Genomic DNA, 11,430 nt, shown 5'->3' with positions numbered 1-11,430 from the left:
ACGCGGTCGTTTTTTTATATCATTGTTATAATTTCATGTAACGAACAGATAGTAGGAATATCGTACTTGAGTTGTGAGTTATCCCGATTCAACCATATCCCTTGCATCCCAGCTGCTGTACTACTAATCGCATCAGTCTCTAATCGATCGCCAATATAATAGCAATCTTTCATTTCAAGATTCGATTGTAATACACTTCTGTGAAAAATTTCAGGATCTGGTTTCGATATCCCAAGTTCACTAGAAGTAAATATATATTTGAAATATTGTAGAATGTTTAGAGTAGTTAACTTTTCGACTTGTTGCTCATATTCACCATTACTAATGATACCTAATGAGTACCCTTTTTCCTGCAAGGTCTGTAATGTATAGTTTACATCTTCAAATGCGGTCCAGTTGTTCTTATATAGTTCTATATATTGATTGAATTTATGCTGAGATTCCTCGGGGGATAAGTTTACTCCATATGCTTTAAATAAATGATACATTCGCATCCTTTGTTGTTCCTGAAAAGATAATTCTTTGGACAAAAATTTGTTGAAATATTCTTCTGATAATTCATGCCAGACTTTCGTTGCTTCTAATTCATTGCCTGAAAAAATAGTATTATATATTTGAAAAAAATCTATAATACCATTTCTTTCTGCAGCCTCATAATCAAGTAAAGTTCCATCAATATCAAAGAAAATCATATTACAATCTCCTTAACTACTTAGCGCTTTCTGCAAGCTCATATCCTCTTACAAACAATAAAGTCATATAAGAAACAATAAATGAGAAGATGCTGTACATGCCAACCCAAAAGAAAAATTTTGGAGTAAAGGCCATAACACCTATTATTAAAAAACTAGCAAACGTTACAATCGGCATTACGTAATACGTTTTCGTCTTGCGCGTTCCAATAACAGAAACGATAAAGATAAGTAATGGACAAATTAATAAGACGAAAATCAATTCATTCATAGGTATGTCCCCTTTTCTAATTGCAGTAATCTGTTTCTCGTAAACGTTTTGAAATAATTACTCTCCTAATATAATTTCGCTAAGTAATAACGAATCCCTCTTGAAAACTGATAATTCATGATGAATTTTACAAGCAAAAAACGTAAGCAAGAGAACACTTGCTTACGTTATAGGGTAAACATCGCAACGATCGTGGTGACAATTAAACCGATAACAACCGGTAAAAAGTTTCGGCGTGCAAGTTCAAATGGATCGACTTTACAAATCGCAGCAGCAGGAATAAGTGCCCAAGGAATTAACGTCCCGCCCCCGGTCCATATAGCTGCAATTTGCCCGAGTGCTGTTAATGTAGCTGTTCCATGGCCAAGTGCTGTTCCAAAAAGATTGGCAATGGAACCAGCAAGTGATATACCTGAAAAACCTGATCCATCTAAGCCGGTAATGACACCAACGATGGTTAATGTCCCTGCCGATACATATTGATTTAAAGGAACAGTTTGAGATAAAGCGATGCCTAAGTCGTTAATGATTCCGTGTGAACCTTTCGGTAAATAGTCCCCGATAATTTTTACAAATCCACTATCTCCTAAATAAAAGAGTGCAGCGATAGGAATAACTGGTCCGAAAATTTTAAAGCCAAATTGGAGCCCTTCTATAAAATAATCGGTCGTTTTATTCAGTCCATTTCTTTTGTAGGCGATGAGAGAAATGATGATAATCATAATAACAGTCGTTCCGCCGATAAGTGCAGTTGCGTCGCTTCCTTGTAATTTAAATTGAATCATGCAAAGGATATCAATGATATATATGATAGGGATACAAATAGCGAGCCATTTTTTTATGCGAGGAGATAATGAAGTGAGCGTTTTAGAAAACTCAGTTGATGGAATAGCTTCTTGTATAGATAAGCCTGTATGAAACTCTTTTCGTAAGAAGAAAAAAGCGACAGAAGTTGTCACAATGCCCATAACGATAACGAGTGGAACACTTGCAGATACGACGCTGGAAACAGGGAGACCAGCCGCGTCTGCAGTTAATTTCGGTGCACCTTGAATAACGAAGTCTCCAGATAAGGCGATGCCGTGTCCAAATAAGTTCATAGCAATTGCAACCCCAATTGGAGGAAGGCCGACACGTACAGCAACCGGTAATAAAATAGCTCCCATTAAGGCGACAGCTGGAGAAGGCCAAAAGAAGAAAGAAATGGTCATCATTAAAAGGCCGATAATCCAGTAGGCGAGTGTAGGTGTACGAATCATTTTTGTAAATGGTGAAATCATCGTATCATTTATGCCAGTATGAACGAGTAAATTGCTCATTGATACGATAATGGAGATGATTAATATAGTTGGTAATAGCTCAGTAATGGCGTAAATGAAACTTTGAAAAATTCCGCTAATGGCAAGAGGGATAGAACTTGTTGCAGTTAATGCTAATAAAGAGATAAAAACAATACAAATGATAGTCGTATCTTTTCGGAGAATAAAAAAGGTAATAATAGTGAGTAAACAAATAATGTAGAGAGCGTGTAATAGCGTTAATTCAACTCCCATAACATTCACATCCTTTAGGCATTCGTGTAGTTTATTGTATGAAAGCAATGAAAGTATGTGAGTATAGGAAAAAGGAAAAAATTTCATGTACTGTAATGGTGAGAACGATAAATGGATGTTACAATACAGTTAATCCTAAAAAATGAATAAAAGAAAGTGCCACCTTATATGGTGGCACTTTCTTATTTTACTGCATGAGCTTTTTGCATCTTTTTAATTAAACGAATTTGTCCACGATGATTGATTTCATCTTCAAAAACGTGAAACCACTTAAAATAGTTATTTGCTGGTTTGTCATACCAAAAGTCTGTCGTTTTAAATAACCATTCATCAGGTAACGATTGAAAAGTCTCGATTGTTTTGGAACGTACTTCTTGTAATGTATTTATGTAAAATTCTATAGCGTTTCCTTTTATTTTCTCACGTCCAAGATCGCCTAATTCAATGCCAGGTAACCAGCGTTCTAATTCAGCCTCCGTTGGTTCACGGTCTTCAAAAGTATGAATCTGGTAGTAAAATTCAATAGCGGCCATATGGTACAATAACATGCCAATTGAATTTGTGTCCTTATCATATAAATAATCAAGTTCCTCAATTGTTAAACCTTCCACCCCTTGCATTGTTGTATAGCGAGCGTAATTCATCATGGAAACAAGATTTGAAAATTCAGGCTGTAACCCATCTATCTTATCAATTACAAAATTCAATTTAAATTCCCCCTCTTAAACGATGACTCCAGAGAAAGAATTCTATGTGCAACGAAAAACTCCTTTAAAAAAGGTCGTGATTTCAACAAGGAATAACAATTAGTTCTCGATTTGATTTTGTAATAACTTCATATCCATCTTTTGTAATGACGATATCATCTTCAATTCTACAACCGCCCCAGTTCGGAATGTAAATACCAGGTTCAACTGTAACAACCATACCTTCTTCTAAAGTAGCCGTACTTTCTTGAGATAAGCGAAGAGGTTCATGTATTTCTAACCCAAGACCGTGCCCAGTAGAGTGGCCAAAGTATTGACCGTATCCATGTTCTGTAATGTAATCCCTCGTTATATCATCGATACTTTTCGCAGTTTCTCCAGGCTTAATCGCTTCAGTCCCACGTTTTAACGCTTCTCGTACAACATTGTATATTTTTTTGAATTCTTCCGATGGTTCCCCTATTGCTACAGTACGTGTTATATCGGAACAATATCCGTCGTAAAGTGCACCGAAGTCTAATGTAACGATATCCCCTCGTTCGATTATTTTATTTGATGCAACTCCATGGGGAAGTGAAGAACGAACGCCTGAGGCTACAATGATTTGGAATGAAGAAGATGTAGCCCCTTTTTTTCGCATGAAAAATTCTAATTCATCTCGTACAGCATTTTCACTTATTCCTGGTTTTAGAAACGTAAGAATGTGGTGAAATGCTTCATCCGCGATATTAGCTGCAATTTTCATTGTTTCTATTTCAGGCGTGTCTTTAATGATACGAATATTTTCGATAATTTCGCACACTTGAATCATTTCCGCCTGTACGTATTTTTGCAAGTTTTTATATTGTTGCAATGTCATGTTGTTTTCTTCAATTCCAAGTTTTTGAATGTTTAATTTCGATACTTGATGTGCAATTTCTTTTTCTAAATTTCCTTTATGCATAATAATTTCAGCATCTTTTATTTGTGATTTCGCTTGATCTACATAGCGGAAATCAGTGATAAAAACAGCTTGATCGGCAGAGATTAAGACGACGCCAGCACTACCTGTAAAGCCTGTTGCATATTGGCGGTTTTCTTTTTTGGTAATAAGTAACCCGTCAATTTCATAGTTTTGTAATTGATTTTGGATTTTATTAATTTTTAAAGTCATGTTAATGCCTCCTATTCACAGTATTGAATAAAGCAAATAGCGTGCCAAAATGTATATTTGAAGAAAGGATAGTAGGGACAACATATATTTTAGGGGAGATAAAAAAATAGCCCGTAATTTGTGGGAGGCGGTTTGTTCATAAAATCTAGATTGCTGCAATGAATAGCAGGGGGATGGGGAAAAATAATGATTGGAGTTACACTTGTACTTTATTTACATGCTGTAAAAAAATTTATACAAATGTGAAATGATACTGTCAATTTTTTTGACAATATTGAATGGATATAGCAACGAAATTGAAAACATATAAAAAATGCGCTGCATACAAGCAACGCATTTTTTATTTACGCTTTTAATTTCATTACAATATCAGCATCTGGTGTTACATATACGGTTTGCTGATTGTCGTACGTAACAAAACCAAGTTTTGCACCACTCGGTTTTTTGACATGGCGTATTTTGGTGAAATCAACAGGTACAGAGCTAGACTCTTTCGCTTTACTGTAATAGGCAGCAATTTTGGCAGCTTCTAGTAAAGTTTCTTCAGCAGGTTCTAAAGAACGAATGACAACGTGAGAGCCAGGTATGTCTTTCGTATGTAACCAAATTTCATCACGGCGGGCAAACTTCGTTGTTAAATAATCATTTTGTTTATTGTTTTTACCAACGAAAATCTCTGTGCCATCACTTGCTACATATTTATCTAATACTGGTTTAGTAGGCTTTTTCTTTGCGTTTTTCGTTTTACGATTGCGCACATAACCTTCTTCAGCTAATTCCTCACGAATTTCTTCAATATCTTTTGAAGAAGCAGCTTCCATTTGTTGAAGTAAGCTATCAAAATAAAGAATTTCTTCATTTGTTTTTTCGATTTGTTCTTCTACAACAACAACTGAATTTTTTGCTTTTTGATACTTTTGGAAATAGCGTTGTGCATTTTCAGATGGTGTTTTTAAAGGATCTAATGTAATTTTTACAGTTCCACCATTCTCATCGTAATAATTAACGACCTCAATATCTTTATCGCCCTTTTTTAAAGCGTACATATTGGCTGTAAGTAGCTCTCCAAATAGTTGATATTTATCTGCTTTTCCAGCATCTTGCAGTGTTTTTTGGAGTTTAATGAGTTTTTTCTCGTTTTTATTTTTTTCGTTTTGCATAAAGCGTTCTAAATCATGAGCTTGTTGTTTTACACGATCACGTTCTGCTTTGCCAAAGAAGAAACGATCTAACAATTCGCTTACTGATGAGAATGTTTTTTCTTCTCCTTGCAAGTGTGTAAGAGGGAAAAGATAAAAGAATTCTTTTCCATTTGCAGTAATCATTGTAGGTGTATATGCATGAGATAGTAATGGTGTTTGTATAGAGAAAAATGCTTCTGATAATGCTTTCTCGTTTACCATACCGGCTTTCTTTACTATTTCTTTTGCAAATAATGGGGATATTCCCATGAAAGCACCGACGAGTTGTTTATCCATATTTCCAGATAGAAAGTCTAGCGGTCTAATAAAATCATCTGCGGTTTCAATTTGCAGAGGATTGATTTTATGTTGGGCTGGTGGCGCGACGTACTCAGCACCAGCATATACAGTTCGGTGACGGTTTACGGCTAATGAAACGTGTTTTAAGCTATCTAAAATCACGTTTGTTTTCGTATCTAATAAGATAATGTTACTATGTCGTCCCATTATTTCAATTACTAATGTTTTTAATGATTCGTCTCCGATTTCATTACGACTGCGAACAGTAATTTGAATAATGCGTTCTAAGTCGATTTGTTCAATTTTTTCAATAAATCCACCTTCTAAATGTTTGCGAAGAAGCATACAGAACATCGGCGGTATTGCTGGCGAATCGTAGTTTTGATTCGTTAAGTGCATACGCGCATATGTAGGATGAGATGAAAGAATTAGTTTTTGGTTCTTTCCATTCGCTCGAATATGTAATAAAATCTCGTATTTTGAAGGTTGATATATTTTGGAAATTCTTCCTGTGTAAAGAGAATTTTCAATTTCATGTGTAATCGCTCTTGTAAATAATCCATCGAATGCCATAAATGAACACTCCTTTCTAACTAAATGTTAATTATAGCATTTTTTTGGACGAGGCTGAATAAGCTTTCAATAGAGTATGTCTGGAATCAGGAGGTCGATAGCAGGATGAACTGGTATGGAATGCGAGCACATGAAGTGGAAGAAAGAACGAATACGAATGTAAAGGTTGGACTTACAGAGAAAGAAGCAGAAGGGCGAGTAAAGAAATTTGGTACTAATGAATTAGAAGAAGCAAAAAGGCCTTCTGCACTAATGGTATTTTTAGCACAGTTTAAAGATTTTATGGTACTCGTTTTGTTTGGAGCAACAATTGTTTCTGCGTTTTTAGGTGAATACATTGATTCTATTGCTATTGTTGCCATTGTTATTATCAATGGTATTCTCGGCTTTTTTCAAGAAAGAAAAGCTGAAAAATCATTGGAAGCTTTAAAGGAACTAGCCGCTCCGCAAGTTACTGTAATGCGGAATGGAAAGTGGGTAAAAGCACCATCTAAAGCACTTGTTTTAGGTGATATTATTAAGTTTTCCAGTGGTGATCGTATTGGGGCTGATGTGCGTCTTGTTGAGGCATCAAGTTTATATATTGAAGAGTCTGCTTTGACAGGGGAGTCCGTACCTGTACAAAAGAAGGTAGAAGCATTGCAAGGGCAAGATGTTGCAATTGGGGATCAAAAAAATATGGCTTTTATGGGGACAATGATTACGCGAGGATCTGGTACAGGAGTCGTTGTAGCAACTGGTATGAATACAGCGATGGGGCAAATTGCAAATATGTTGCAAAATGCAGAGCAAATGGAAACGCCACTGCAAAGAAGGTTAGAACAGCTCGGAAAAATATTAATTATTGTAGCTCTTATTTTGACAGCGCTCGTTGTATTGGCTGGTGTGTATCAAGGGAATGAAGTATATCATATGTTTTTAGCTGGCGTATCGCTAGCTGTTGCGGCTATTCCAGAAGGATTGCCAGCAATTGTTACAGTAGCTTTATCACTTGGTGTACAGCGTATGATAAAAAAGAGAGCAATTGTAAGGAAGTTACCGGCCGTAGAAACGTTAGGCTGCGCTTCTGTTATATGCTCTGATAAAACGGGAACAATGACGCAAAACAAAATGATGGTAACACATATGTGGTCAGGCGGAGAATTGTGGAAAGTGACAGGGCAAGGATATGAACCTAATGGCTCTTTTATGAAAGGTGAAAAAGAAGTGAATCCAGCTAAGACAAAATCACTTTATCAGCTACTTACATTTGGTTCACTATGTAACAATGCAAATATTATTCAAAAGAAAAAGGCGTACGTATTAGATGGAGATCCGACAGAGGGAGCGCTTGTAGCTGCAGCAATGAAAGCTGGGATAACACGTGAGGCATTAAAAGGGAAATTTGAAATTATTCGTGAATTCCCCTTTGATTCAACTCGAAAAATGATGAGTGTTATTGTACGAGATCGAGAGGGGAAAAAGTTTATTGTTACGAAAGGAGCACCGGATGTTCTTTTGCAACTGAGTCAAACAATCTTATGGGGGGATAAGCAGCAGCCGTTAAGTGAGCTATATAGAAAAGAAGTACAGGCGGCTATTCATAGCTTAGGTAGTCAAGCGCTTCGAACAATTGCAGTTGCGTTTAAACCTTTAAAAGTCACGGATTCTATTGAACATGAAAGAGACGTTGAAAAAGATTTTATGTTGGTTGGAATACAAGGTATGATTGATCCGCCAAGGCCAGAAGTGGCGCAGGCGGTAAAAGAGTGTAAAGAAGCTGGTATTCGAACAGTAATGATTACAGGTGATCATAAAGTGACAGCAATGGCGATTGCTGAACAATTAGGAGTTTTACCACCAGATGGACGCGTTGTTGAAGGAGTAGAACTCGCGAATATGGATGTGGAGGAATTAGAAAATGTTGTAGAAGATACGTATGTATTCGCTCGTGTATCACCTGAGCATAAATTGAAAATTGTTAAGGCACTGCAAAATCAAGGACATATAGTAGCGATGACAGGTGATGGAGTGAACGATGCTCCAGCGATAAAAACAGCGGATATTGGGATAGCGATGGGAATTACAGGGACAGATGTTGCGAAAGAAGCCTCTTCACTTGTTTTACTAGACGATAATTTTGCTACAATTAAATCAGCAATTAAAGAAGGAAGAAATATATATGAGAACATACGTAAGTTCATTCGCTACTTATTGGCGTCAAATGTTGGAGAAATTTTAGTTATGTTATTTGCGATGTTACTTGCATTACCACTGCCGATGGTTCCTATTCAAATTTTATGGGTGAACTTAGTTACTGATGGTTTACCAGCGATGGCATTAGGTTTGGATAAGGCTGAAGGAGATGTGATGAAGAGAACACCGCGTCACCCGAAAGAAGGGGTATTCGCTAGAGGGCTTGCGTGGAAAATAATAAGTCGAGGGTTTTTAATTGGAGCAGTGACGTTAGTGGCGTTTATTATTGCGTATAACCAACATCCAAATGAACTGAAATATGCACAAACTGTAGCGTTCGCGACGTTGGTACTTGCTCAGCTTATTCATGTATTTGATTGTCGTAGTGAGCATTCTGTCTTTCACCGTAATCCATTTGGGAACGTGTATTTAGTAGGGGCGGTTATTATTTCGTTACTACTCATGCTAGTGGTTATATATTATCCACCGTTACAACCAATCTTTAGCACAATGCCGATACAAGCAAGAGATTGGTTATTAATTGGAGGTTTATCATCAATTCCGACTTTCTTACTAGTAGGTTCTTTATTAACAGGGAAAAAGACTAAGAAGAAAAAGCCGATATTATATAAGAAGGGATTAAACTTGAAATAGTCAATGTTATGAAAATGTGATATAATTTACAGAAGGTAGTAGAGCCTTGTCTCTATTACCTTTTTCATTGAGTTATTTTATGGCTTGGATGTGATAAAAATGATTTCTAGTATGACAGGGTTTGGAAGATCGAAAGTAGAAAGTGATACTTTTCAAATTACAGTAGAAATGAAATCGGTGAACCACCGTTTTTTAGAGATGAGTATTCGACTTCCTAAGCAAATGATGGTATTTGAGGACAAAATTCGTAAAATAATTGCACAGCAAGTTCGACGTGGACGCATTGAAGTGTCTATTAGTATAGCGGGTGAAGGACTTGTTGAAAGAAAATTAAGTGTGAATTGGTCACTTCTTGAGCAGTACCAATCGATGATGGAAGATATAAAAGGGAAATTTCAATTACAAGATTCTATTACACTTCAGCAATTAATGGCAATGCCAGAAGTAACAGCAATTGAAGAAATAGAAAATGTAAATGAACATTTTGAGAACAGTTTATATGAGGCTGTTCGTCAAGCTGCTCATATGTTGAAAACGATGAGAGATGGCGAAGGAGAACGATTACATAAAGATATAGCGTATCGTTTACAAGAGATTAGCAATTGTGTAAATGCAATTATTCCACATGCACCAATTGTTACACAAAAATATCGTGAACGATTAGAAAATCGCTTAAAAGAATTACATAATCAAGATCTAGATGAACAAAGATTGCTAACAGAAGTCGCAATCTTTGCAGAGCGTTGTGATATTCATGAAGAGTTAGTTCGTTTGCAAAGTCATTTAGAGCAATTTCGTGAAACATTGCAGATTGAAGAGCCTGTTGGAAGGAAAATGGATTTCATCGTGCAAGAGATGCATAGAGAAATTAATACGATTGGTTCTAAGGCAAATGACTTAACAATTTCAAAATATGTTGTAGAAATGAAAAATAACCTTGAAAAAATTCGTGAACAAGTACAAAATATTGAGTAGCTTTCAAAAAATATATAAAGTTATACGTGGTGGAGAAATCGGATAGACTTACTAGGAGGCGCAAACTATGGCCATGCGGTTTTTAAATATTGGATACGGAAATATTGTATCTGCTCATCGAATTATTGCTATTGTAAGTCCGGAGTCAGCTCCTATTAAACGAACAGTACAGGAAGCACGCGAACATAATGCTTTGCTTGATGCTACGTATGGGAGAAAAACAAGGGCGGTTATTGTTATGGATGATGGGCATGTTGTATTAAGTCCAATTCAACCAGAGACGATTGCACATCGTTTGAATAATAAAGAAGATTTAAGTGAGGAAGGGTAGGTTTTACATATTTATGAGAAGTAGAAGAGGATTGCTCATCGTTCTTTCAGGGCCTTCTGGGGTTGGAAAAGGGACGGTTCGTAAAGAGCTGTTTAGCCATGAGGATACACGTTTTCAGTACTCTATTTCAGTAACGACACGTAAGCCGCGTGAAGGTGAAGTAGATGGTGTGGATTATTTCTTTAAAGAAAGAGAAGAATTCGAGGAAATGATTCGTAATGAAAAATTACTTGAGTGGGCTGAGTTCGTAGGTAATTATTACGGAACACCGATTGACTATGTTGAAAAAACATTACAAGAAGGAAAAGATGTATTCTTAGAAATTGAAGTGCAAGGAGCAATTCAAGTTAAGAAAGCTTTCCCAGAAGGTGTATTTATTTTCTTAGCACCTCCAAGTTTATCTGAACTAAAAAGCCGTATTGTCGGACGTGGTACAGAGACTGAAGATGTTATTGAAAATCGTTTAACTGTAGCGAAAGAAGAAATCGAGATGATGGACGCTTACGACTATGTAGTAGAAAATGATCAAGTTGAATTAGCTTGTGATAGAATTAAAGCAATTGTGGTTGGCGAACATTGCCGCCGCGAAAGGGTAGCAAAATATTATAAAGAAATGACGGAGGGTCTATAATTATGTTAAATCCATCAATTGACTCATTACTACAAAAAATCGATTCTAAGTACACATTAGTAACAGTAGCTGCAAAACGCGCGCGTGAAATGCAACTTGCTAATAACTGTGTTGTAGAAAAACCTGTTTCTCATAAATGTGTAGGTAAAGCATTAGAAGAAATCGATGCAGAAGCATTAAGCTATGTACCAAGTGAAGATAAAGTAGCTGAATAAGCCTTTGCCTTCGACAAAA

Annotated in this window: 11 protein-coding genes and 1 pseudogene; 6 read left to right on the top strand and 6 right to left on the bottom strand. The window is 36.4% G+C overall.

Features of this window, described 5'->3' with window-relative positions; translation table 11 throughout:
• Positions 1-14 precede the first annotated feature (14 nt).
• The 3 genes from NST27_RS18950 to NST27_RS18940 all read right to left on the bottom strand — a co-directional run bounded on the left by NST27_RS18950 (position 15) and on the right by NST27_RS18940 (position 2,516).
• Positions 15-692, bottom strand: coding sequence for an HAD family hydrolase (locus NST27_RS18950; RefSeq protein WP_000575796.1), 678 nt, complete (start codon positions 690-692; stop codon positions 15-17).
• Between the two features lie 16 nt (positions 693-708).
• The gene (locus tag NST27_RS18945) at positions 709-963 is read right to left on the bottom strand and encodes a YbeF family protein (RefSeq protein ID WP_001003938.1); all 255 of its coding nucleotides are present in this window, start codon (positions 961-963) and stop codon (positions 709-711) included.
• Positions 964-1,130: 167 nt separating this feature from the next.
• Entirely contained in the window at positions 1,131-2,516 is a 1,386-nt protein-coding gene (locus NST27_RS18940; RefSeq protein ID WP_047386710.1) for a membrane protein, read from the bottom strand.
• Between the two features lie 38 nt (positions 2,517-2,554).
• Here NST27_RS18940 and NST27_RS29635 point away from each other — a divergent pair.
• Positions 2,555-2,656: pseudogene (locus tag NST27_RS29635) on the top strand (YoqO family protein); the annotation flags it as partial.
• 42 nt (positions 2,657-2,698) lie between these two features.
• Here NST27_RS29635 and NST27_RS18935 read toward each other — a convergent pair.
• The 3 genes from NST27_RS18935 to NST27_RS18925 form a co-directional block, all read right to left on the bottom strand.
• Entirely contained in the window at positions 2,699-3,223 is a 525-nt protein-coding gene (locus tag NST27_RS18935) for a DinB family protein (protein ID WP_001012043.1), read from the bottom strand.
• An 82-nt stretch (positions 3,224-3,305) separates the two neighbouring features.
• Positions 3,306-4,376: a M24 family metallopeptidase gene (locus tag NST27_RS18930; protein ID WP_000172804.1), complete on the bottom strand. Its 1,071-nt coding sequence runs from the start codon at positions 4,374-4,376 to the stop codon at positions 3,306-3,308.
• 344 nt (positions 4,377-4,720) lie between these two features.
• On the bottom strand, positions 4,721-6,430 hold the full coding sequence (locus tag NST27_RS18925) for an Rqc2 family fibronectin-binding protein (protein WP_000863278.1): 1,710 nt from the start codon (positions 6,428-6,430) through the stop codon (positions 4,721-4,723).
• Positions 6,431-6,535: 105 nt separating this feature from the next.
• Between NST27_RS18925 and NST27_RS18920 the strand changes: the two genes are divergently transcribed.
• The 5 genes from NST27_RS18920 (at position 6,536) to rpoZ (ending at position 11,411) form a co-directional block, all read left to right on the top strand.
• Entirely contained in the window at positions 6,536-9,259 is a 2,724-nt protein-coding gene (locus NST27_RS18920; RefSeq protein WP_001104777.1) for a calcium-translocating P-type ATPase, SERCA-type, read from the top strand.
• Positions 9,260-9,358: 99 nt separating this feature from the next.
• Positions 9,359-10,234, top strand: coding sequence for a YicC/YloC family endoribonuclease (locus tag NST27_RS18915; protein ID WP_000625869.1), 876 nt, complete (start codon positions 9,359-9,361; stop codon positions 10,232-10,234).
• Between the two features lie 67 nt (positions 10,235-10,301).
• The gene (gene remA / locus NST27_RS18910) at positions 10,302-10,565 is read left to right on the top strand and encodes an extracellular matrix/biofilm regulator RemA (RefSeq protein WP_001251456.1); all 264 of its coding nucleotides are present in this window, start codon (positions 10,302-10,304) and stop codon (positions 10,563-10,565) included.
• Positions 10,566-10,578: 13 nt separating this feature from the next.
• On the top strand, positions 10,579-11,196 hold the full coding sequence (gene gmk, locus NST27_RS18905; protein WP_001257741.1) for a guanylate kinase: 618 nt from the start codon (positions 10,579-10,581) through the stop codon (positions 11,194-11,196).
• A 2-nt stretch (positions 11,197-11,198) separates the two neighbouring features.
• A complete protein-coding gene (rpoZ, locus tag NST27_RS18900) occupies positions 11,199-11,411 on the top strand; it encodes a DNA-directed RNA polymerase subunit omega (protein WP_000933960.1) in 213 nt (70 codons plus the stop codon).
• Positions 11,412-11,430: the final 19 nt, after the last annotated feature.

The organism is Bacillus sp. FSL W8-0770 (genome assembly GCF_038008705.1).
GTDB classification, from domain to species: domain Bacteria; phylum Bacillota; class Bacilli; order Bacillales; family Bacillaceae_G; genus Bacillus_A; species Bacillus_A cereus.
Note: the sequence above shows the minus strand (reverse complement) of the source record. Positions and strands in the feature narration are given on the sequence as shown.

What these genes read in the sequence shown, in the direction of transcription:
- NST27_RS18950 (WP_000575796.1), bottom strand. Translation starts at nt 692, where the DNA reads ATGATTTTCTTTGATATTGATGGAACTTTACTTGATTATGAGGCTGCA.
- NST27_RS18945 (WP_001003938.1), bottom strand. Translation starts at nt 963, where the DNA reads ATGAATGAATTGATTTTCGTCTTATTAATTTGTCCATTACTTATCTTT.
- NST27_RS18940 (WP_047386710.1), bottom strand. Translation starts at nt 2,516, where the DNA reads ATGGGAGTTGAATTAACGCTATTACACGCTCTCTACATTATTTGTTTA.
- NST27_RS18930 (WP_000172804.1), bottom strand. Translation starts at nt 4,376, where the DNA reads ATGACTTTAAAAATTAATAAAATCCAAAATCAATTACAAAACTATGAA.
- NST27_RS18925 (WP_000863278.1), bottom strand. Translation starts at nt 6,430, where the DNA reads ATGGCATTCGATGGATTATTTACAAGAGCGATTACACATGAAATTGAA.
- NST27_RS18920 (WP_001104777.1), top strand. Translation starts at nt 6,536, where the DNA reads ATGAACTGGTATGGAATGCGAGCACATGAAGTGGAAGAAAGAACGAAT.
- NST27_RS18915 (WP_000625869.1), top strand. Translation starts at nt 9,359, where the DNA reads ATGATTTCTAGTATGACAGGGTTTGGAAGATCGAAAGTAGAAAGTGAT.
- remA (WP_001251456.1), top strand. Translation starts at nt 10,302, where the DNA reads ATGGCCATGCGGTTTTTAAATATTGGATACGGAAATATTGTATCTGCT.
- gmk (WP_001257741.1), top strand. Translation starts at nt 10,579, where the DNA reads ATGAGAAGTAGAAGAGGATTGCTCATCGTTCTTTCAGGGCCTTCTGGG.
- rpoZ (WP_000933960.1), top strand. Translation starts at nt 11,199, where the DNA reads ATGTTAAATCCATCAATTGACTCATTACTACAAAAAATCGATTCTAAG.